At 63.1% G+C, this 20823-nt stretch carries 20 protein-coding genes; 7 read left to right on the top strand and 13 right to left on the bottom strand.

All coding sequences use genetic code 11. From position 1 onward, the window contains the following. Window positions 1-55: 55 nt before the first annotated feature. Both PQR02_RS26270 and PQR02_RS26265 read right to left on the bottom strand, forming a co-directional pair. Window positions 56-1309, bottom strand: coding sequence for an ABC transporter substrate-binding protein (locus PQR02_RS26270; protein WP_408238095.1), 1254 nt, complete (start codon window positions 1307-1309; stop codon window positions 56-58). A 121-nt stretch (window positions 1310-1430) separates the two neighbouring features. Then, the gene (locus PQR02_RS26265; RefSeq protein ID WP_408238092.1) at window positions 1431-2570 is read right to left on the bottom strand and encodes an ABC transporter ATP-binding protein; all 1140 of its coding nucleotides are present in this window, start codon (window positions 2568-2570) and stop codon (window positions 1431-1433) included. A gap of 205 nt (window positions 2571-2775) precedes the next feature. On the opposite strand from PQR02_RS26265, the gene PQR02_RS26260 reads away from it, so the two are divergent. Next, window positions 2776-3792: a LacI family DNA-binding transcriptional regulator gene (locus PQR02_RS26260; RefSeq protein WP_408238090.1), complete on the top strand. Its 1017-nt coding sequence runs from the start codon at window positions 2776-2778 to the stop codon at window positions 3790-3792. Window positions 3793-3817: 25 nt separating this feature from the next. Here PQR02_RS26260 and PQR02_RS26255 read toward each other — a convergent pair whose 3' ends face one another. The 6 genes from PQR02_RS26255 to PQR02_RS26230 all read right to left on the bottom strand — a co-directional run bounded on the left by PQR02_RS26255 (window position 3818) and on the right by PQR02_RS26230 (window position 8655). Beyond that, window positions 3818-4543, bottom strand: coding sequence for a haloacid dehalogenase type II (locus tag PQR02_RS26255; protein WP_408238087.1), 726 nt, complete (start codon window positions 4541-4543; stop codon window positions 3818-3820). Between the two features lie 54 nt (window positions 4544-4597). Continuing rightward, a complete protein-coding gene (locus PQR02_RS26250; protein WP_408238084.1) occupies window positions 4598-4825 on the bottom strand; it encodes a hypothetical protein in 228 nt (75 codons plus the stop codon). After that, window positions 4816-4974 carry a hypothetical protein gene (locus PQR02_RS26245; RefSeq protein ID WP_408238081.1) on the bottom strand — a complete coding sequence of 53 codons (159 nt, stop codon included), beginning with the start codon at window positions 4972-4974 and terminating at the stop codon, window positions 4816-4818. Before PQR02_RS26245 ends, PQR02_RS26250 begins: the two co-directional genes overlap by 10 nt. 4 nt (window positions 4975-4978) lie before the next feature. Beyond that, window positions 4979-5980: a 4-hydroxythreonine-4-phosphate dehydrogenase PdxA gene (locus tag PQR02_RS26240; RefSeq protein ID WP_408238078.1), complete on the bottom strand. Its 1002-nt coding sequence runs from the start codon at window positions 5978-5980 to the stop codon at window positions 4979-4981. Window positions 5981-6117: 137 nt separating this feature from the next. After that, complete coding sequence (locus PQR02_RS26235) at window positions 6118-7293, bottom strand: L-rhamnonate dehydratase (protein ID WP_408238075.1); 1176 nt, start codon at window positions 7291-7293, stop codon at window positions 6118-6120. Between the two features lie 24 nt (window positions 7294-7317). Next, window positions 7318-8655 carry an MFS transporter gene (locus PQR02_RS26230; RefSeq protein WP_408238072.1) on the bottom strand — a complete coding sequence of 446 codons (1338 nt, stop codon included), beginning with the start codon at window positions 8653-8655 and terminating at the stop codon, window positions 7318-7320. 139 nt (window positions 8656-8794) lie between these two features. Between PQR02_RS26230 and PQR02_RS26225 the strand changes: the two genes are divergently transcribed. Continuing rightward, entirely contained in the window at window positions 8795-9718 is a 924-nt protein-coding gene (locus tag PQR02_RS26225) for a LysR family transcriptional regulator (protein WP_408238069.1), read from the top strand. A gap of 21 nt (window positions 9719-9739) precedes the next feature. Here the strand turns inward: PQR02_RS26225 and PQR02_RS26220 are convergent, their stop codons facing one another. Then, on the bottom strand, window positions 9740-11056 hold the full coding sequence (locus PQR02_RS26220) for an MFS transporter (protein ID WP_408238066.1): 1317 nt from the start codon (window positions 11054-11056) through the stop codon (window positions 9740-9742). A 222-nt stretch (window positions 11057-11278) separates the two neighbouring features. On the opposite strand from PQR02_RS26220, the gene PQR02_RS26215 reads away from it, so the two are divergent. The 5 genes from PQR02_RS26215 to PQR02_RS26195 all read left to right on the top strand — a co-directional run bounded on the left by PQR02_RS26215 (window position 11279) and on the right by PQR02_RS26195 (window position 15813). Continuing rightward, window positions 11279-12178, top strand: a complete 900-nt coding sequence (locus tag PQR02_RS26215) for a LysR family transcriptional regulator (RefSeq protein ID WP_408238063.1) — start codon at window positions 11279-11281, stop codon at window positions 12176-12178. A gap of 125 nt (window positions 12179-12303) precedes the next feature. Continuing rightward, window positions 12304-13626, top strand: coding sequence for an MFS transporter (locus tag PQR02_RS26210; protein WP_408238060.1), 1323 nt, complete (start codon window positions 12304-12306; stop codon window positions 13624-13626). 59 nt (window positions 13627-13685) lie between these two features. After that, on the top strand, window positions 13686-14726 hold the full coding sequence (locus PQR02_RS26205) for an amidohydrolase family protein (RefSeq protein ID WP_408238057.1): 1041 nt from the start codon (window positions 13686-13688) through the stop codon (window positions 14724-14726). Beyond that, window positions 14723-15403 (top strand): RraA family protein, encoded by a 681-nt coding sequence (locus PQR02_RS26200; RefSeq protein ID WP_408238054.1) that lies wholly within the window; start codon window positions 14723-14725, stop codon window positions 15401-15403. Before PQR02_RS26205 ends, PQR02_RS26200 begins: the two co-directional genes overlap by 4 nt. 11 nt (window positions 15404-15414) lie before the next feature. Beyond that, window positions 15415-15813, top strand: coding sequence for a hypothetical protein (locus PQR02_RS26195; protein ID WP_408238051.1), 399 nt, complete (start codon window positions 15415-15417; stop codon window positions 15811-15813). Between the two features lie 201 nt (window positions 15814-16014). On the opposite strand, the gene PQR02_RS26190 is transcribed toward PQR02_RS26195, so the two are convergent. The 4 genes from PQR02_RS26190 to PQR02_RS26175 all read right to left on the bottom strand — a co-directional run bounded on the left by PQR02_RS26190 (window position 16015) and on the right by PQR02_RS26175 (window position 20600). Continuing rightward, window positions 16015-16338 carry a hypothetical protein gene (locus PQR02_RS26190; RefSeq protein ID WP_408238048.1) on the bottom strand — a complete coding sequence of 108 codons (324 nt, stop codon included), beginning with the start codon at window positions 16336-16338 and terminating at the stop codon, window positions 16015-16017. 72 nt (window positions 16339-16410) lie between these two features. Further along, window positions 16411-17472: a sugar-transfer associated ATP-grasp domain-containing protein gene (locus PQR02_RS26185; RefSeq protein WP_408238120.1), complete on the bottom strand. Its 1062-nt coding sequence runs from the start codon at window positions 17470-17472 to the stop codon at window positions 16411-16413. Window positions 17473-17661: 189 nt separating this feature from the next. Beyond that, window positions 17662-19044, bottom strand: coding sequence for an undecaprenyl-phosphate glucose phosphotransferase (locus tag PQR02_RS26180; protein ID WP_408238045.1), 1383 nt, complete (start codon window positions 19042-19044; stop codon window positions 17662-17664). 41 nt (window positions 19045-19085) lie between these two features. After that, the gene (locus tag PQR02_RS26175) at window positions 19086-20600 is read right to left on the bottom strand and encodes a mannose-1-phosphate guanylyltransferase/mannose-6-phosphate isomerase (RefSeq protein WP_408238042.1); all 1515 of its coding nucleotides are present in this window, start codon (window positions 20598-20600) and stop codon (window positions 19086-19088) included. Window positions 20601-20823: the final 223 nt, after the last annotated feature.

Genomic DNA, 20823 nt, shown 5'->3' with positions numbered 1-20823 from the left:
CGGAAATCGAAGGCGAGCGCCGGCCGCCGCGACTACGCGGCCGGCGTTGCGGGACTTACTTCTGGTAGATGCGCTTCCTCGTCGCTTCGAGGCGGGCGAGCACGGCGTCGAGTTGCGACGGATCGCTGTAGAACTGCTGCATGGCCTTCATGCCTTCGTCGGCCATTTCCTTCTGCATGTCGCGGTCGTAGAACTGCGCGATGCCGCCCTGCGTGTTCGCGAGCGTCTGGAAGCCGACCTTCGAGATCGCGTCGTCAGGCTCGGCGGCCTTGCTGTTCGACGGCAGCTGACCCCAGCCCTTCGCGAGATCGGCATTGATCTGCGGCTGTTCCATGAAGGCGAGCAGCTTGCGCGCGTCGGCCTTGTTCTTCGCCTTGGCCGGAATCAGCAGCACGTTGACCGGACCGTCCTCGGCCATCGGCACATTGGCGTCCATCACCGGGAAACGGAAGAAACCGATCTGATCCTTGAGGGACGGCGGAATGCTCGCCGAGAAGAACGTGCCCATCAGCATCATCGCGGCCTTGCCGTTCACGAGAAACGGCGCGATCGAATCGAGGTCGTACGAGAGCGCGTTGTCGATATAGTCGTGGTTGTCGATCAGCGTCCTCCACGTGGTGTAGACCTTCTTCACGCGCGGATCGGTATACGGAACCTGGCCCGCCATCAGCTTCTGATGGAACGCGTTGCCGTTGATGCGCAGATTCAGATAGTCGAACCATGCGGCGAGCGTCCAGCTGTCGCGCGCGGCCACGGCGATCGGCGCAACGCCGATTGCCTTCAGCTTCTTGTTGGCTTCGAGAAACTCATCCCAGGTTTTCGGCTCGCTCTTGATGCCGGCCTTCTCGAACAGGTCCTTGCGATAGAAGAAACCGTACGCGTCATAGCCGAGCGGCGCGGCGTACTGCTTGCCCTTGTAGGTCGACGCTTCCTTGACCGACGCATACTGCTGCGACCAGCCGTTCTTGGCCCAGTCGGACGACAGATCTTCGAGCAGGCCGCGTTGCGCGTAATAGGCCATCCGTTCGCCGTCGTGCCACGACACGACATCCGGCGGATCGGTCGCGAGCCAGCCGCCCATCTGCACCTTGTACGCTTCTTCGGTGATGTAGGTCACCTTGAGATCGACATCTGGATTGGCTTTCTTGAACTTGTCGAACGCGTCCTGCCATGTGGAGCGCTGATTGCCGCGCGCCGACACGTTGACGTTGAGCGTGGCGGCGTCGGCGGTGACGCTGGCTAGCGCGCCGGCCATCACGGCGGCGGCAATCGACACCTGGGCAAGACGGCGAAGGCGAAGAGCAATCATCTTGTGTCTCCTTGACTACCTTGTTGACTGACAGCGGATGGCTGCCAGCGAAGTAACCCGCTCTGTGGCGGAATTCGGTCTGGTTAACCCGGCGGCGCCTCGTTCGGCACCTTGACTACTTTCAGGCGGCGACGCGTTCGGGTTCGACCATGCTTCGCCGCAACGCGATGCCTTCCGCGTCGAACAGATGGCAAGCGGAAGGCGGAACGTGAATGCGGATGCGCTCGCCCGAGCCGATCGGCGTATCACCGGGCGCCTTTGCGATCAGCGCGCCCGTCGCGTGGTCCGCGTGAATATAGCTGTGCTCGCCGAGGCGCTCCGAGAGCACCGTCGTGCACTGGATGAACTGCTCGTCGCCGTCGAGCCGCAAATGCTCCGGCCGCACGCCGAGGGTGACCGGCTGGCCGCGCTGCAGGCGCTGCCCGTCGACGTGCGCAGTCAGCTTCTCGCCGCTTCGCGCGAGCGACACCGTCATGCTCCCGGGCTCGATCGATTCGACCGTTGCGTCGATGAAGTTCATCCGCGGCGAGCCGATGAAGCCCGCCACGAAGCGCGACTTCGGATGGTGATACAGCTCGAGCGGCGCGCCGGCCTGCGCGATGCTGCCGTAGCGCTCGGCGTCCGCGCCGGTGTGCAGCAGCACGATCCGGTCGGCGAGCGTCATCGCTTCGACCTGGTCGTGAGTCACGTAGACCACGCTCGCATTCGCAAAGCGCTGATGCAGCCGCGCGATTTCGACGCGTGTTTGCCCACGCAGCGCGGCGTCGAGATTCGACAGCGGTTCGTCGAACAGGAACACGCCCGGCTCGCGCACGATGGCGCGGCCAATCGCGACCCGCTGCCGCTGCCCGCCCGACAGCGCTTTCGGATGGCGCTCCAGCAAGCTCTCCAGTTGCAGGATGCGCGCGGCTTCGCGCACCTTGCGCTCGATCACGTCCTTCGGCTGCTTCGCGAGCTTCAAACCGAACGCCACGTTGTCGAACACGGTCATGTGCGGGAACAACGCGTAGCTCTGGAACACCATCGCCACGCCGCGCTGAGCGGAAGGCACGTCGTTGACGAGCCGTCCGCCGATGTGCAGCTCGCCCTCGCTCAGATCTTCGAGACCCGCGATCATCCGCAGCAAGGTGGACTTGCCGCAACCCGACGGCCCCAGAAAGACGCAGAACTCGTGCTGGGCGATCTTCAGATTGACGCGCCGGATCACCGGCGGATGATCACCGTATGACTTCTGTACGTCCGCGAGACGAATGGTCGCCATGCTGCCTCCGTTGGGATTTAACCGCTTAAATTTTTTGCAAAAATAAACGGCCAGCCCTTGTGCGGCAAGCATTTAATCGCTTAAATTCGAGGTTGAGGGGAAACGTCATGGTGGGTGTCTCCGCTGTGTTTTTCAGAAACTTATCAATGTCGCAAAGGGCTTACAACATTTGAATCGCATTCCCTAAATATGGGATAACCCAAAAATGGTCACGCTGTCCGAAGTGGCGAAGCGCGCGCACGTTACCGCCGCCACCGTCTCCAACGTGCTGCGCAATCGCGAGAAGGTCCGCCCGGAAACGGCCGAGCGCGTGCTGAAGGCAATCGCCGATCTCGGCTACCGGCCCAATCTGAACGCGCGCGCCCTGGCCGAGGGACGCTCTTCGACGCTCGCGCTGATGTTGTCGAACATCTCGAACCCGTTCTACCCCGAGTTCGTGCTGGCCGCCGAGCGCGCCGCGCGCAAAACCGGCCACTTCCTGATGGTGTGCAATACCGACGACGACGCCGAGATCGGCCGCGCGTACCTGAACCAGATCGCGGGCACCTTGGCCGACGGCGTGCTCGTGATGAACACGGACATCACCATCAACGATCTGTGCGCATCGGCCACGCATAGCGCGCCGATTTTGCTGGCGATGTGGGAGCACCCGGAGTCGCCGCCCGCGCTGCCGTGCATCGCGGTGGACTTCGCGCATGCGGGCGAGCTGGCCGCGCGGCATCTGCTCGAACTCGGCCATCGCGAGATCGGCCTGTTGATCGGCGACGGATGCGGCGGCTTGCAGGATGCGCGCTCGAATGGCTTTCGCGCGGCGATGCGCACGGCCGGCATCGAAGCGGATGCCGCTGCCGTGTTGCAGATTCGCGACTCGATCGACGCCGGCTACGCCGCGTGCATGCAGTTGATGGCGAACCGGCCGCAACTGAGCGCGATCTTCGCGACCAACGACCTGCTCGCGATCGGCGCTGCGCAGGCGTTGATCACGCTCGGCCGTGCGGTGCCGGACGATGTGTCGGTGATCGGCATCACCGACATTCAACTCGCGCATCAGGTGCACCCTGCCCTCACGACGGTGGCGATCCAGACGGCGGCGGTCGCGGAGTTGTCGATCGAGAGTCTGATCCGCTTGATCCAGACGCCTGAGCAGCAGCCGTCGATGGTGCTCGGGCCGTTGCCTGAACTGGTGGTGCGCGCATCGACGGGACCCCGGCGAGGGCGCTGACGCTTATCGATCCCGATGCGCCGCGTCACTTTCGCCGCAACGCGTCCTGATGCGCCGTCACGAGATCGGCCATGCTGTTGAACCGGAAGTCGAACTTCGGCTGCGAGCCCGGATTCATCGTCGCGCCGAAGCCCTGCTTCGCGTGCCACCGATAAATCCAGCACGACGCGAGACCGAATTCGTTCGCGGGCTTGTGATCGTGAAAGAGGCTCTCGGCGGTGTGCAGGATCTTTTCCTTGCCGATGCCCCGTTCGCCGAGCTTTTCCAGCATGTACTCGAAATTGCGTGGCGACGGCTTGTATGAACCGACATCTTCGGCCGTGATGATCGCGTCGAATTCAACCTGCAGCTTCGCGTTGCTATGGCTGAAGCTTTCGTTATCGACGTTCGACAGAATCACGAGCTTGTAGTGCTGCTTCAGGTAGTGCAAGGCCTGCGCCGAATCGTCGAATGCAGGCCAGTTTCGGATGGACTTGCCATACGCGGCACAGTCCGCGAGCGTGTACGGCACCCGCCATTCTTCGGCGAGACGCTTGTAGACGATAGGCAGCAGCTCCTGATAACGCAGATGCGGCGTGTACTTCTGCTGCGACGACTCATGCCGCGCATGGGCTTCGAGCACCTGGTCGCGCGTGGGCGGCGGCTCGGCGCGCTCCAGCAACGGCCGCAAGCCTTCGAAGATGCCGCTCTCCCAGTCGATCAACGTCCCATAGCAGTCGAAAGTCAACGTATCGAAGTCGGTCAGTTGCATACGGGTTTCCTCATCGGACTACAGACTCACAGACGATAAAGCGCAGCGGCGTTGTCATGAAAGAGCGCGAGCCGCTCGCGCGGCGAACGCCCGGCGACCATCCGCTTGAAGCCTGAAAAACAGTGCGTCGAGCGACACGACCACGCTATCCACCGGGAAGTTGCTCGCCAGCATGCAACGCTCGATACCGAAGATAGCCAGCGCATCGCGCACGATCGGCCCGTTGCGTTCCACACTCCAGCGTACACCCGGCTCGCCGATTCGCGAAATTTTCAGGTGCACGCGCGGCCCAGCGCGCTTCGCCGGTGGGATCGCGCGGTTCCCACTCGCCTTCCATCACAGAAGTGATGATGCGCGTCGACGATAGGCAGATCGGCATCGTCACCGCTCGCGAGGAAGCGCTCGCGCATCGTGTCGATGGCGCTCGTCATGCGTTCAGCCCACGCGGTCCATCGCCATCCGCGTGACGATGTCGAACGCCTTCTGGGTTGCGCCGACGTCGGCCTTGCCGCGCCCGTGGATGTCGAACGCGGTGCCGTGCGCGGGCGTCGCGACCGGGATCGGCAAGCCGCCGTGCACGGTGACGCCGCGCCAGAACCCCATCAGCTTCATCGCGATCTGGCCTTGATCGTGATACATCGTGACCACGCCGTCGAACGCCTTCTGGTCGCGCGCCCGCACGAAGATCGTGTCGGCGGGGAACGGTCCCTGCGCATCATAGCCGAGCTTGCGGGCCGCTTCGACAGCCGGCGCGATCACGTCGATCTCTTCGCGTCCGAACGCACCGTTGTCGCCGTTGTGCGGATTGAAGCCGCACACCGCGATGCGCGGCGCCGGGTTCCCGGCGCGCTTCAGGCCGTCGTGAATCAGTTGCACCGCGCCGACGATCCGCTGCTCCGACAGTTTCCCGCTGACGTCCTTCAGCGCGATATGCGACGTGACGCGCGAGGTCCACAGTTCGTCGAGCACGTTGAACTCGCAGAAGCTGCCGGTGTAATTGAGTTGCCGGGCGAACCATTCCATTTCGTCGCCGGTTTCCATGCCGGCCATATGCAGCGAGGTCTTGTTGACCGGCGCGAACAGCATGCCCTGCGTCACGTTGCTTTGCGTGAGCGCGAGTGCTTCTTTGAACGCTTCAAGGCTATAGCGGCCGCCGCGCTCGGTAGCCGTTGCACGTTCATAAGCGCGGTCATCGGGCAAGCGGAAATCGATCAGCGACGGCACCCCGCTTTGCCGGAACCCGGCGTCCGCGTTGTCGACGACCTGATACTCGAAGCGCTGATCCGCGATCGCCATTCCGGTCTCCAGCTCGCGCCGGTCGCCGATGATCAGAAGCTCGGCGCGCTCGCGGTTGTCGGCCTGCGCGAGCAAACGCGCGATCAGTTCGGGACCGATGCCGGCCGGGTCGCCGAGAAGCACTGCAATGCGTGGTTTCATGTTGCTAATCCGGTTCCTGTTGTGAGTCGATGCATCAGGCAAGGCCAATTCAAAAGGTACGGCGCAGATCGATCGCGATCGAGCCGATGATATAGACCCTGCCTGTCGCCGGGCGGCGCCCCGACTGCCGACGCGTGTTACTCGATAATCTTGAAATCGCCGAGATGCCTGTCGCTCAGCGTGATGCCGAGGCCCGGCGTGTCGTCGGACAGTTGCAGGTAGCCTTTCTCGGGACGCGGCTCGCCTTCGAAGATGTAGTAGAACAGTTCGTTGCCCACTTCCACGTCGAACACCGGGAAGAACTCGGACATCGGGCTCGCGGTGCTCGCCATCGTCAGATGGTAGTTGTGCATCTGCCCCGCGTGCGGAATCACCGGCACCGACCAGGCTTCGGCCATCGCGTTGATCTTGCGCGCCGCCGTGATGCCGCCAACCCGGTTCGTATCGTACTGGATCACGTCGACCGCGCGGCGTTCGAGCAGATCCTTGAAGCCATAGCTGGTGAACTCGTGCTCGCCGCCGGAGACGGGCATGATGTTCATCTTCTTCAGTTCCTGATAACCCTCGACGTCGTCGCCGATCACCGGCTCTTCGATCCAGCGCGGATTGAATTCGGCTAGACGCGGCAGCATCCGGCGGGCGTATTCAAGCGTCCAGCCCATATAGCATTCGAGCATGATGTCGACCTCGTCGCCGACCAGCTCGCGCAACAGGCGCACCTGTTCGATATTCTTCGCCATGCCCTTCGGGCCATCCTTCGGGCCGTAGCCGAAGCGCATTTTCATCGCGGTGAAGCCGTCTTCCAGATAGCCCTGCGCCTCGCCGAGGAACGCATCGCGATCGTCGTTGTTGTAGAGCTTCGACGCGTAGCACCAGATCTTTTCCTTCGTGCGGCCGCCGAGCAGTTTGAACACCGGCTTCTTGACCGCCTTGCCCATGATGTCCCACAGCGCGATGTCGATCGCCGAAATCGCCGCCATGCCGATACCCTTGCGGCCCCACGCGAGCGTGCGGCGATACATCTTCTGCCAGATGTATTCGTTGTCGAACGGGTCTTCGCCGATCGCGATCGGCGCGAGATATTCGTCGATGATCTGCTTGGCGATACGCGGCGCAAGCGCGCAATTGCCGATGCCGACCGTGCCGTCGTCGCATTCGATTTCCACCACCAGCCAGCCGTGGAAACGGAATGACCCCATCGCATCGCCGCGCTCGTAAAGAATGTCCACCGCGTTCGTACAGAAATGCGCCTGCGGCGGCACGACCTTGCCTTTCCATTCAAAGACACGCGTGCGGATATGCTTGATTTTCATGGTCGATGATTCCTTGATCCAGAGTTAATGGCCCGGGCGTTCGCCGAGCGGGACGGGACGATGGGAGACAGAGGTGGATGAGCGCGCAGCGCGCCGGAACACGAGCAGCAACGCCGCGCCGATCAGACCGACCGCCGACAGCGACAGCATCCCCGCTTGCGCCGAGCCGGTCAGGTGCTCGGCCAGGCCCTTCAGATTGGGCGCGACGAAGCCGCCGAGATTGCCGATCGAATTGATCAGCGCGATCCCGCCAGCGGCTGCGGCGCCGCCGAGATAACCGGTCGGCAGGGTCCAGAAGAGTGGCTGCACGGAGACGAAGCCGATCGCGGCGACGCAGAATGCGGCGAGCGCCAGCGTGACCGATGAGGTGAGCGCGCTCGCCGCGATGCCGAACGCCGCGAGCGCGAGCATCGCCGCCGCCCAGGTCCGATGATGGCCGTGGCGATCCGCAAAGCGAGTCACGCAGAAGGTGCCGATAATCGCCGCGATCCACGGAATGGCGGTCAGCAAGCCGACCTTGGTGCCGACGTGGCCGCCCGTGAGTCCGGCGATGCGCGTCGGCAGATAGAACACCACGCCGTACACGCTCATCTGAACCGCGAAGTAGATCAATGCGCAGAACAGCACGCGCGCGTCGCGCAACGCGGCGAGTACCGAAGCCGGCCCATGCGCGAGCTTGCGCTCGTCCTCCTCACGCAACGCGCGGTCCAGCGCATCACGCTGCGTGGCATCGAGCCACGCGGCTTTGGCGGGCCGGTCGGTCAGATAGAAGTACGCGACGACACCCACCACCGACGCCGCGAGACCTTCAACGACGAACAGCCACTGCCACGGCTGCATGCCGAACGGATTGCCCGTGTCGAGCAGCACACCCGAAACCGGGCTGCCGAGCAGCAGCGCGAGGGGGAAGCCGAAATAGAACACGCCCATCGTCTGCGAGCGCGTTCGGGCCGGAAACCAGTTGGACAGGAACAGAATGATGCCGGGGAAGAAACCCGCTTCGGCGATGCCGAGCAGCGTGCGCAGCAGGTAGAAGCTCGTCGCGTCGTGGACCAGCGCGGTGCATGCGGACACGATGCCCCACGTGACCATGATGCGGCTCATCCACACGCGTGCGCCGAAGCGGTACATCAGCAGGTTGCTCGGCACTTCGAACACGGCGTAGCCGACGAAGAAGATGCCCGCGCCGAACGCGAACGCCGCGTCACTCAAGCCCGTGTCGGCTTGCAGCACGTTCTTCGCAAAGCCGACGTTCGCGCGGTCGATGAAAGCCAGCACGTACATCAGGACCAGAAAGGGCAACAGTCTCGTGCGCGCTTTCGCAATCGCGCTGTCTAGCGCCGCGCTGGCGGTCGTCGTCATGCTTCGTCTCCTGGATTTTTAGTCGACCCGCCGGAAAGTGCGATCCGCCAGTCGTTCGATAGCCGCTAGTGTGCGAAACTATCCAATAACTGACCACTGAAAAAATCGAATCAGCTGATTCCCTGGAGTTATCGCTCACATGATCGCGCCCGCTTCCACCATTCGCAAACGTCTGCGTCTGCGTCATCTGCAACTGATGGTCGCGCTCTCGGAGACCGAATCGTTGCGGCGCGCCGCCGACGAACTGGCGATGACCCAGCCCGCGGCCACCAAAGCCTTGCAGGAACTCGAAGACACGATCGGCGTATCACTGTTCGTGCGGCACGCGCGCGGCATGGAGCCGACCGTGTTCGGCGAGGCCGTGATGCGCTATGCCCGCGTCGTGTTCGAAGATCTCGACGAGTTGCGTGAAGAACTGGCCGCCATCGAGGCCGGCGACATCGGCAAGGTGCGCATCGGCGCGGTCATGGCGCCCTCGCCCGAATTGCTCACGCACACCATCGTCAAGTTGAAGGACGCGCATCCGCGCCTGCAGATGGCGGTGACGATCGATACCAGCGACGTGCTCGTGCAGTCGTTGCAGCAGGACCAGCTGGATATCGTGATCGGCCGGATTCCGGATGGCTTTCCGGCGCTCGACCTGAGCTTCGAGACCTTGTCGGAAGAGGCTTTGTCGATCGTCGTGCGCCCGGATCATCCGGCCGCACGGGCCCGCGCGCGGCCAAAGCTGGCGGAGCTGGCGCTCTATCCGTGGATCATTCAGCCGCATCCGAGTCCGATGCGCCAGGTGATCGACCAGACCTTCCGCGAGTCGCGGGTCGCGCCGCCGGTCAGCACCGTGGAGACCTCGTCGATCCTGACCACGTTGTCCCTGCTGCGCGACTCGGACATGCTCGCGGTATTGCCCAGTTCGGTCGCGCAGTACTACGTCGAGCTCGAGGCGATCGCCGCGGTGTCCACGCCACTGCGCGGACGGCTCGCGCCCTATGGGTTGATTCTGCGTAAGAACCGGCGCATCACGCCGGCCACGCAACTGGTGATCGATTCGATTCGCGCGGCATGAGCCGCGCGTCGGCGCGCGGGTTCAACGGGCCGAACGCTCGGCGAACTCAAGCTCGCCGCCATTGCCGACATCCGCCGATGCGAGCGCGGCGTCGAGCGGAATATCCGGCCGCATGAAGAAGGTCGCGACAATGCCCACCGCGAGCAGGCCGAGTGAACCGGCGAACGGCAGCGTCCAGCTGCCCGTGCGATCCACCACGAGCCCGAACACGATCGGCGTGAAAATTCCCGCCACCGCCGAACCCGCATTAACCAGCCCGCTCGCCACGCCCACGTGCTTCGGCGTGATGTCCATCGGCACCGCCCAGATCGGTCCGATCGTCATTTCGAGGAAGAAGAACGACAGGCTCATGCATGTCGCCATCACCGGCAGCGACTTCACCACCATCACGGGAGCGAGGAACACCAGCGCGCCGAGAAAGGCCCCGATGATCACGTTGCGCCGCCCCGCCACGACATTGCGGGTGCGTTTGAGCACGCGGTCGCTGAGCACGCCGCCGGCCGTATTGCCGACCACGCCGGACAGAAACACGCCGGCCGAAAACATCGCCGAGCTTTTCAGGTCGAGACCGCGGCCGTGCATGAAGAAGGTCGGCAGCCAGGTGAAGAAGAGCCAGCCGGTCCATCCATAGCAGAAGTACACCAGCATGGTCGGCCCGATGCGTTTGAGCAGACGCCGCCACGGGGTCGGCTCGCGCGTCTTCTCGACCACCACCTTGCCGGCCGGCGGCAACTCCGCTTCTTCCAGCATGGTCATATGGCGATGCTTGCGCGGGTTGTCGGTGAAATACCATGCGTAGACCACGACCCACGCGAACGTCAACGCGCCGACCACGAAGAACGACGCACGCCACGACGAATACGCGACCAGCAACGCGACGAACGGCGGCGTGATCGCATTGCCGAGCCGCGAAAACGAATGCGTGAGCCCTTGCACGAAACCGCGTTTGCTGGACGGAAACCAGTTGGTCAACGCGCGGGCCTGGGCCGGCAAAGCCGCCCCTTCGCCGATGCCGAGCAGCATGCGCGCGCAGAACAGCGACACGATGCCGCCCGCGAGACCGGTGGCGACCGTCGCGACGATCCAGATGCTGGCGCAGGTGACGAGCGTGAGCTTCGCGCCGAACCGGTCGCTGACCCAGCCGCCGATTACCTGGCAGATGGCGTACGTATATGCGAAGGCCGCGAACACGAGACCCACGTTGGTGTTGCTCAGATGCAGGTCGTCACGGATCAGACCGGCCGCGGCCGACAGGTTGACGCGATCGAGATACATGATGAACGACATCGCGCACATGATCGCGAGAATCGTCCGGCTGACCTTGGGTCGTTGAAACATTGTCTCCTCCGTATTTTCGCCTCGCTACCCGTCTGACGCGGGAGCGGGCTGGCTGATGCGTCTACCCGGGTCCAGGCGAACGCGGCGCTCAGTTTTGTGCGGCCATTATCTGGACCCCGGCGATAATTGACCAATGAATTGTTTCGATACTGCGATCACTCCTGGTTATCGCTGCTCGGGCAATCGGCTATGCTTTTCCTTCTGGAGACCAGGAACACCGATATGAACCTCAGGGCCCTGCAGTGCTTCGTGATACTCGCGGAGGAACTCAATTTCAGCCGCGCCGCCGAGCGCCTGCATATCGCGCAACCCGCGCTGAGCCAGCAGATCCGTTCGCTCGAAGAGCGGCTCGGCACGCAACTGGTCGACCGCGCGAGACGCCCGCTGATCCTGACCGAAGCCGGCCACTACCTGCGCACCGAAGCGCGTCAGATACTCAGCTCGCTGGACCAGGCCGCGCTCGCCGCGCAGGAAATCGGTGTCGGCCGCCGGGGCTGGCTGAGCATCGGCTTCACGCGTTCTTCGATGTACAGCGTGTTGCCGCCCGCGCTCAAGGCGTTTCACAAGGCGTTCCCGCAGGTCGAACTCAAGCTCTTCGAGATGCTCACCGAGGAGCAGACCGATGCGCTGCGTGACATGCGCATTCATATCGGCATCGGCAGGCAGCCGTTGACGGTGGAAGGCTGCACGTCCTATTCATTGCTGCGCGAGCGCGTCATGGTCGCGCTCGAAGCCGCTCATCCGCTGGCGCAGCGCAAGAGCGTGCGGATCGCCGATCTCGCCGACATTCCATTGATTCTGTATCCTAAGCATCAGAACGCGCAGTTCAAACGCTCGGTGCAGTCGCTCTATCGCGATGCGGGCGTCACCCCGTTCGTCGCGCACGAAGCTTACGAAATCCAGACGGCGATCGCGCTGGTGGCGGCGGGCCTCGGCGTGACGTTCATCGGCGAATCGGTGGCGCGCCACGGGCGCACCGATGTCGTGTTCCGCCATCTGACGGGCCCGGGCTCGTCGTACCGTTCAACGCTCGCGGCCACTTTCCGTACCGACGACGCGTCGCCGCATCTGCGAGCCTTTCTGGCGTGCCTGCCCGCGCCGCTGAAAGACGGCACACTATAAGCAAAAACCTATACAAGCATAAGCAAGCGGTCTTGGACTCCTCGTGCGCGCGTTCTTATCATTGAGACGCTTACACGATAAAACGCAACGCCGGCTACGGCCGCCGCTGCATGGCAGGAGACAGCATGACCGCATTCAACGAAGCCGCCACCATGCGAAAGGTCTACGGGCGCCTGATCCCGTTGCTGTTCGCCATGATGTTCATCAACTACCTCGACCGGATCAATATCAGTTTCGCCGCGCTCGACATGAACAAGCAGTTGGGCTTCAGCCCAGCCGTGTTCGGGTTTGCCGGCAGCATCTTTTTCGTCGGCTACATGTTGCTGGAAATACCCAGCAATCTGCTGCTGCATCGCGTCGGCGCGCGTCGCTGGATCGCGCGCATTCTGCTCACATGGGGCGCGGTCGCCGCCGCCACCGCGTTCGTGTTCAACGACACGAGCTTTTACGTGCTGCGCTTTCTGCTCGGCGTGATGGAAGCGGGCTTTCTACCGGGCATTGCCGTCTATCTGACCAAATGGTTTCCGGTCCGCTACCGGGCGCGGGCGGTCGGCGGCTACATCGTCGCCGGCTCGTTTTCCGCGGTGCTGGGCGGCCCAATCTCCACCGCGCTGATGACCTACGCGAACGGCATCTTCGGTCTGCAAGGCTGGCAGTGGATGTTCATTCTCGAAGGCATTCCCGCGATGCTGCTCGGCCTGCTGACGCTGCGCATCATGACCGAACGCCCCGCCGACGCCAACTGGCTCTCCGACGATGAAAAGCACTGGCTCGAATCGACGCTCGCCGCCGAGCGCGAGGCGATCGGCGGCCGCGCTCATTTTCCGCTGCTGCGCGTGGCGAACGACATCCGCGTATGGAGTCTCGCGGGCCTGTTCGGTTGCGCGCTGGTCGGCATTTACGGGCTGTTCCTGTGGCTGCCGCAGATCGTCAAGAGTCTCGGCGATCTGAGCAATCTCGAAGTCGGCTTTCTGTCCGCCGCGCCGCCCTTGCTCGGCGTGTTGGGCACCTTCCTGATCAGCCGCAGCTCCGACCGCACCGGCGACCGCAAGAAGCACCTCGCGTTCGTCTACGGCATGAGCGCACTGGCGATCGCCGGCAGCGCGTATGCGCCGAGTCCCGTGATCGCGTATGGGCTGCTGTGCGTGACCGGCCTGTTCATCTATGCGGGCAATCCGCTGTTCTGGAGCCTCGCGTCGTCGTTCAGGACCGGCGCGGCGGGTGCCGCGACGATCGCGCTGATCAACACCGTTGCGCAGTTCGGCGGACTGGTCGGCCCCTGGAGCATCGGCCTCGTGCGCAATGCGACCGGCAACTTCAAGCTGGCCTTGCTGACGATCGCGGCGTTCCTGGTGGTCGCTACGATCATCGCGCTCGTGATGCGCGTCACGCCAGCCGAGGAGGAAGCCACCTCGCTCGCCACCGGCGAAGCCGCGCCGCGAGCCTGAGCATTCTGATCGAAACAGCGGACAGCGCTTGCCGCACGAACTAGAGAGTATTGCACAGCATGATCATCGACTGCCACGGTCATTACACGACCTCGCCGCCTCAGCACGAAGCCTGGCGCACACAACAGATAGCCGCGCTGAAGAATGGCGGCACACCGCCCCCACGGCCCTTCATCGGCGACGACGAGATTCGCGAAAGCATCGAAAACGGCCAGTTGCGCATTCAGCGCGAACGCGGCACCGACCTCACGATCTTCTCGCCGCGCGCCGCCGGCATGGGCCATCATCTCGCCGGCGCCGCAGCGAACGCGGTCTGGTCGGGCGAGTGCAACGACCTCGTGCATCGCGTGTGCGAGCTGTTTCCGCATCACTTCGTCGGCGTGTGCCAGTTGCCGCAAGCGCCGGGCGTGCCGCCCGCGAACTGCATCGCCGAATTGCGGCGCTGTGTCGAAGAACTTGGCTTCATCGGCTGTAATCTGAACCCCGATCCGTCCGGCGGACATTGGAGCGGCTTACCGCTTACGGACCGCTCGTGGTATCCGCTTTACGAAGCGATGGTGCAGCTCGACGTGCCGGCGATGATTCACGTGTCGTCGTCGTGCAATCCGAACTTCCATGCGACGGGCGCGCACTATATCAACGGCGACACGTCCGCGTTCATGCAGTTGCTGCAGGGCGATCTGTTCGCCGACTTCCCCACCCTGCGCTTCATCATTCCGCACGGCGGCGGCGCGGTGCCGTATCACTGGGGACGTTATCGCGGGCTCGCGCAAGACATGAAACGCCCGTTGCTCGAAGACCATCTGCTGAAGAACGTATTCTTCGACACCTGCGTTTATCACCTGCCGGGCGCCGAATTGCTCGCCAAGGTCATCCCGGTCGGCAACATTCTGTTCGCGTCGGAGACGATCGGTGCGGTGCAAGGCGTCGATCCGCGCACCGGCCACCATTACGACGATACGCGCCGTTATATCGACGCGATCGCATGGCTCAGCGACGCGGACCGGCACCGCATCTACGAAGACAACGCGCGCAGCGTGTATGCACGGCTGCCGCGTCAACTCGATCGACAATTCGCCGCACGGGGGGCAACGGTATGAATCCCACTTCGAATCCCATCGGATGGCGCGAATACGAGTGCGCGCCGCCAGTAAGGCCAGCCACGCTCGAAGCGTTGCGTGAGCTGGCGGTGTCGCTGCTCAGCGACAACATGGCGCGCGCGAGCGGCACGGTCGGCTTGCAGCCGTATCATCGGCCGCGGCCGATGACCGGCACCGCGCTAACGGTCCGGACGCGGCCCGGCGACAATCTCGCGATTCATCGCGCGTTCGAATATTGCCGGCCCGGCGACGTGCTGGTGATCGACGGCGCGGGCGATCTCACGCAGGCGCTGATGGGCGAGATCATGGCGACCTTCGCGCAAAGTCTCGGCGTGCAGGGTCTCGTGATCGACGGCGCGATTCGCGATGTCGGCGCGCTGCGTCAGCGCGATTTTCCGGTGTACGCGCGCGGTGTCACGCATCGCGGCCCCTACAAGCACGGCCCGGGCGAAATCAACGTGCCGGTCACGGTGGGCGGCATGATCGTGCATCCGGGAGATATCATTGTCGGCGACGAAGACGGCGTGCTCGCGATCGCACCCGCCGACGTCGACGCGGTGATCGAAGGCGCGCGCCGCCAGCAGGCGAAGGAAGCGGCTGCGCTGGCGTCGATTGCGAACGGCAACTTCGACCGCGCATGGGTCGCTCCCCAGCGGGACCGGATGATGAACACCTGACCACGAGCCACATGGCGCCATACCTGAACGCTGCAACTTTCCTTGAACTCGCGCGCGCGGCGCAAACGCGCGCCACCGTGCCTTGCACATGCACGAAAACGCCGCTGGACGGTTGGCAGTCGCAGCCGCTCTCGCTCGACGAAACGCAATTCGAGGAAATCGGCACGCTGTTGCCGCAAGACGCTCCTGAGCCGACGTTCAGCGAGTATCTGCCGGACCAGACCAGCTACTGGTCGGCCGACGCGCCGATCGCACCACGCTACTTCCCGTACAACCGCTGCGCGGTCTGGCAGTGCTCGTCGTGCAGGCGTCTTTATCTGCGCTACGTCGAAGGCGGCGGGTATTTCGTCGACCGTAGAATCCGCGCGGTGCGAGCCGAACTGATCGAGGACGTGCCTCTGCCGGAGTGACGCCGGAGCGCGCGGTGACGTCGGCGCGCTCTGTTCGGGCGAGCAGCGGCAGCGTGGAGAACCCCGTCCACGCGAACACGTTGGCGGCGCTGGCGCTCGGCTTCAGAGAGATCGCGGCAATGGCGCCAATCTTGAGCGGGGTGGCGCTGGCGCTACGGCGCAAGCGTCAAACGCAAGCAGGCCGCCACCTGAAGCCGCCCGTCATTTACCGCGCCCCGCCGACACGAACTCCTTCACGCGCCGCGCGAGATTGCCCAGCACGCCCGCAGACGGATTCGCGGCCGCTTGTCTGTGCGGCATGCGCTGCAGGTCGTGCAGGTCGTCATGAAGCGCGCGCGCATGAGCCCCGAGCGAAAACGGCCATTCGATCACTACCGCTCGCAACAGCGCCCCGCGCGGCCCCTTCTCGGCGCTGTCGATATACGCGTTGATCGCCGCCGCCTCCTGCCTCGCCGATTCATAGGATTCGGTGGCAATGAAGTCGTTCAGTCCTTCGATATGGACGCACCACAACCGTTCGCTCACGTCCCGTCTCCGTTGGGGTTCTGAAATCGCCCGCTAGATGAACAGCATCGCATGCGCCGCTGACGTTCGCACCTACGATGCGGCTCTCAGCCGCTCCCAGTTCAGGTCCGAGAAACACGGGCCCTGCGTGGCCTCGCTGAACTTCACGTCGTTGTGCTCGCCGTTCCACTCCAGCACCTGGACATGGCTGTCCGCATCGACCGTAACATCCCATCCCACACAGCGGGCAAACGGGATCTGCCTATGCAGGCCGAGCACGGTGGCGACGCACTGCGCAAATGCCGGAACCATTACGCCGGCAAAACGGACCTTCGAATCCGGATGCTCTTGCGTCGCGCCCCAATCGCTCAGGTAGCCTTCGCCGCACAGTTCGCCGGTTGCCAGGTTGACCGGCACGCAGACTTCGTGATCGGGGCGGATATGGGTCTCTTCCGCTCTGCCCAGGCGCAGGAAACACGCTCGAACGGAAATACGGCCAGCGTCGTCCACTACCGTCGTAAAGCGCAGAGTAGCCACGGACTTCGCCGCAAAAGCATTGAACAGACGGTGTTGAACCACGAATTTCTGGATCACGCCGTTGCCTAGCGACTTGATCGCTTCGCGATCGAAACTGTCTTTGTCGAAGATGTGAACACCGTTGCCCTGCTTTGAGCCATCCGTCTTGAACACCACTCGATCGCAATGCTGGAATACGACGCTCCCGAGTTCGTGCTCGGGCACCACCACACATTGTTCCGTGAAAAAGAGGCCGTTGGCGAAATAGGCCACGTCCGGAAACGTGTCGCCGTCGAGGATCAGCCGCGATACCGGCTTCAGGTTGGATATCTTGCCGTACCAGCCTTTCATGTTCGGCACCACGACACTGCCGTAGTAATTATCCGGAATCCAGCCTTCCTTGAATGTTCTGCTGAATGCGGCGTAGACACGCAGCCAGGGTGCATAGACCATGTCGCCGAACACGTCGCGCGCGTAGGTGTCGGCCAGTTTCAGGTTCGCCGGGTCGGCCCTGCCGTATTTCTCCTCTAGCAATTGCAGCACTTTCCTCGCCTGGGCGCCGTGTCCCCGGTGAAACCTGTATAGCGCCGCCTTCTTGGCGGATCGTCTCGCTATGTTTTCAACGTCTAATAACATCATTTTCCGCCCCAACCGGTAGCCGTTTGCTCTTTTAATCGGTTTCGCGCAAATGCCGGGCCGGATGCCGTCGTCGCTCGCAACCGCTGCTTGCAACGGCCGCTCGCAACCGCATCCACCCAGCGTACTGCGTACTGCCTCCCTACCCAACTACTTCTTCCTGTACCGTATTACTGGAGCCTCGATCTAATATCAGTAAGCATTGGGATGATGAAGCCCCTTGAATACAGTCGCGAAAATGATCTTTACATCCAGTCTGAACGACCAGTTCCGTAAGTAATACAAATCGTGCGCCACCCGGCCTTCCATCTTTTCGATGCGGTCGGTTTCGCCGCGAAAGCCGTTGATCTGCGCCCACCCGGTAATGCCGGGCTTGATGCGGTAGCGATGGATGTAACCGGAAACAATGTTCTGGTAGAGATCGTCGTGTTCGAGCGCGTGAGGACGCGGGCCCACCACCGACATATCGCCGCGCAGCACATTGAAGAATTGCGGCAATTCATCGAGGCTCGTGCGCCGCAAGAATCCGCCGACCCGGGTGATGCGCGGATCGTCGCGCGTCGCCTGTTCCAGCACGCCGGGCTTCTGTTCGTGCAGACGCATGGTGCGGAACTTGTAGATCTGGAAGACCCGTCCGTCGGCGCCTTTTCGGAATTGCTTGAAGAACACCGGGCCGCGCGAACTCAATTTCACTGCAATCGCGCAGGCCAGCAGAATCGGCGACACCGCGATCAGCGCGGCCAGCGCAAAGAGGCGATCGAACAGTTCCTTCTGCACCAATGCATTAGGCGGTAACGGCGAGGCGGCCAGATTGATCGTCGGCACGCCCAGGAGGTCAGTGATGCTGCCTTCGAACAGCGCGAGTGCCCGCACATCGGGCATGAATCGTATATTGACCAGGTCATTGCGAAACTCGTCGACCAGCCTGAGGATCGTGCGCTCTTCGGTGAGCGGCAACGCCAGCCAGACTTCGCCGATGTTCTGCTCGCGAACGTAGCGGGCGAAAGGGGCATGTTCTTCAAAGACCCGCACGGGCGACGTGATCGCGGCCGAGGTGTCCGGGCGCACGTTATACAGCGCGTTGGCGCGAAAACCCGCAGCGGGCGACAACTCCATCTTGCGAATGATCTCCTCGCAATGATCCCCGCATGCGGCCACCGCAACCTGCTGCAGATTCAGGCCGGCATGGCGAACGCGGCCCAACAACGTGTGTGTGATCAGGCGGCCGGCCATCATCGCGGCGCCTGCAATTCCGGTCCAGTACACGAACCAGAGCCGCGAAACAAAGTCGATCCGGTGCAGCGAGAACATCAATGCCATCGCGCAGCCCTGCACGATCAGCCAGCCAAGCGCGACCTGTCCTACCAGCGCTCTTTTGGAGCGGCCGCGCCATGATGCGTATACTCCGAGCGCCGGAAACACGGCGAGCGCAAACGCCGCGGCGAAAGCAACGAAAGCCAGATAGAAGCTTCGCTGGGAGCCCGAGTCGAATCGGATCTGGGAGGCCGCGAAAGCGCCCGCCAGGATCATCGCCACGTCGAACAATCTCGCTAACAGACCAGTAATCAATCGCATTGCAGCCCCCTGAGAGCACGCACCCGTTCGATACAGCCGATTCAGCCGCAACGTCCATACTCGTCGTCGAACCTGACAATGTCGTCTTCGCCGAGATAGGTGCCCGACTGAACCTCGATGATTTGCAGCGGCACGCGGCCGGGATTCTCCAGGCGATGGCGTATGCCCAGCGGAATGTAAGTCGACTCGTTCTCGCCAAGAAGAAACTGTTCTTCCCCGCGCGTGACGAGCGCGGTTCCGCTCACGACAACCCAGTGTTCGGCGCGGTGATGATGCATTTGCAGCGACAGCCGCGCGCCCGGCATCACGACGATGCGCTTGACCTGGAAACGGTCGCCGTGGTCGATCGAATCGTAGAAGCCCCATGGCCGGCGAACTTTTCTGTGCGCGTCGGCCTCGGGCGATTTCTCCCGCTTGATGCGCGACACCAGTCCCTTGATGTCCTGCACATGCGAGCGGTCCGCGACGAGCACGGCATCGTCCGTCTCGATCACGATCAGATTGCTGGTGCCGACACACGCCAGTAGCCGGCCGCCTTGCGAGCGTGCATACGTAGCGGTGGCGCCCTCGAACAGCACGCGCCCATTCGACGCGTTACCGCACTCGTCCTTTTCCATCGCCTGCCAGACCGCGTCCCAGGAGCCGAGATCCGACCAGCCCGCGACGAGCGGCACCACCACGCCCGCAAACGGCACGTCGGGCTTGCCTATTTGCTCCATCACCGCGTAATCGATCGAGTCGGATGGCGAGCGCAGAAATTCGGGCGCGTCCGGAACGACGCATTCATCGGTCTTCCTGGCGCCCGCGTAGGCCTGAACACAGGCGGCATGAATCTGCGGCTGAAGCCGCTCGATCATCGAGAGCCATACGGATGCACGCACCACGAACATCCCGCTGTTCCACCAGTATTGGCCCGACTCCACGTATTGAGCCGCGAGTTCGGTCGCCGGCTTCTCGACGAAACGCTCGATGCGGCGCACGCCATCCCGTATCTCGCTGCCAAGCCGGATATAGCCGAAACCCGTGTCCACATGATCGGGCGGCACGCCGAGCGTAGCGATCGATCCCGATTGCGCGTAATGGGCTGCAATGTCGATTGCGTGATGCAGCGCATTCAGATCCGCAATCGCATGATCGGCGGGCATCACGACCAGGATGGCGTCCTGTCCGTCCGCGCACGCCGCCAAGGCGGCGAGCGTGAGCGCCGGTGCGGTATCGCGGCGAGCGGGCTCGACCACGATGCGCGCATTCACGCCAATTTCCCGCGCCTGTTCGTAGGTAGCGAAATAATGCTCGGCTCCGCAGACCACCACCGGGTCCGCCGCGATATCCCATGTGCTGTTAAAACCCGCCATGCGTCCCATCGTGGCCTGAAGCAAGGTCTGATTGCCGATCACGTCGATCAGTTGCTTCGGAAACTGTTCGCGCGACACCGGCCACAGGCGCGTGCCCGAGCCGCCGGCGAGAATCACTTGCACGAGCGGCGGATAATCCACCTGCGCGTCGCCGAACGAATTGATGTCCGTGTCGCCAGCAACCGTCGTAGCCTTGCTCATAGAAAGCTCCTTTACATTGAAGCGAACCCGGTACGGCTCTCAGGACGTCTACACCAACGCGTAGCGACGTAACGCGCGCCGAGGCCTTCTTATGTGATGAATGACAGGACGTTCGTATCAGGCTGATGGAGCCAACCGTCCAGAGTGCAGCGACGGAAGATGCACGCGGCGGCCGCCCATCGGGCTCGGCCAGAAACATGAACACCAACGTGAGCGGGTTGCG

Source organism: Paraburkholderia sediminicola, assembly GCF_046026895.1.
Lineage (GTDB): Bacteria > Pseudomonadota > Gammaproteobacteria > Burkholderiales > Burkholderiaceae > Paraburkholderia > Paraburkholderia sediminicola_C.
Note: the sequence above shows the minus strand (reverse complement) of the source record. Positions and strands in the feature narration are given on the sequence as shown.

Coding starts and splice junctions, on each gene's coding strand:
- PQR02_RS26270 (WP_408238095.1), bottom strand. CDS start 1,309: ATGATTGCTCTTCGCCTTCGCCGTCTTGCCCAGGTGTCGATTGCCGCC.
- PQR02_RS26265 (WP_408238092.1), bottom strand. CDS start 2,570: ATGGCGACCATTCGTCTCGCGGACGTACAGAAGTCATACGGTGATCAT.
- PQR02_RS26260 (WP_408238090.1), top strand. CDS start 2,776: ATGGTCACGCTGTCCGAAGTGGCGAAGCGCGCGCACGTTACCGCCGCC.
- PQR02_RS26255 (WP_408238087.1), bottom strand. CDS start 4,543: ATGCAACTGACCGACTTCGATACGTTGACTTTCGACTGCTATGGGACG.
- PQR02_RS26245 (WP_408238081.1), bottom strand. CDS start 4,974: ATGACGAGCGCCATCGACACGATGCGCGAGCGCTTCCTCGCGAGCGGT.
- PQR02_RS26240 (WP_408238078.1), bottom strand. CDS start 5,980: ATGAAACCACGCATTGCAGTGCTTCTCGGCGACCCGGCCGGCATCGGT.
- PQR02_RS26235 (WP_408238075.1), bottom strand. CDS start 7,293: ATGAAAATCAAGCATATCCGCACGCGTGTCTTTGAATGGAAAGGCAAG.
- PQR02_RS26230 (WP_408238072.1), bottom strand. CDS start 8,655: ATGACGACGACCGCCAGCGCGGCGCTAGACAGCGCGATTGCGAAAGCG.
- PQR02_RS26225 (WP_408238069.1), top strand. CDS start 8,795: ATGATCGCGCCCGCTTCCACCATTCGCAAACGTCTGCGTCTGCGTCAT.
- PQR02_RS26220 (WP_408238066.1), bottom strand. CDS start 11,056: ATGTTTCAACGACCCAAGGTCAGCCGGACGATTCTCGCGATCATGTGC.
- PQR02_RS26215 (WP_408238063.1), top strand. CDS start 11,279: ATGAACCTCAGGGCCCTGCAGTGCTTCGTGATACTCGCGGAGGAACTC.
- PQR02_RS26210 (WP_408238060.1), top strand. CDS start 12,304: ATGACCGCATTCAACGAAGCCGCCACCATGCGAAAGGTCTACGGGCGC.
- PQR02_RS26205 (WP_408238057.1), top strand. CDS start 13,686: ATGATCATCGACTGCCACGGTCATTACACGACCTCGCCGCCTCAGCAC.
- PQR02_RS26200 (WP_408238054.1), top strand. CDS start 14,723: ATGAATCCCACTTCGAATCCCATCGGATGGCGCGAATACGAGTGCGCG.
- PQR02_RS26195 (WP_408238051.1), top strand. CDS start 15,415: ATGGCGCCATACCTGAACGCTGCAACTTTCCTTGAACTCGCGCGCGCG.
- PQR02_RS26185 (WP_408238120.1), bottom strand. CDS start 17,472: ATGATGTTATTAGACGTTGAAAACATAGCGAGACGATCCGCCAAGAAG.
- PQR02_RS26180 (WP_408238045.1), bottom strand. CDS start 19,044: ATGCGATTGATTACTGGTCTGTTAGCGAGATTGTTCGACGTGGCGATG.
- PQR02_RS26175 (WP_408238042.1), bottom strand. CDS start 20,600: ATGAGCAAGGCTACGACGGTTGCTGGCGACACGGACATCAATTCGTTC.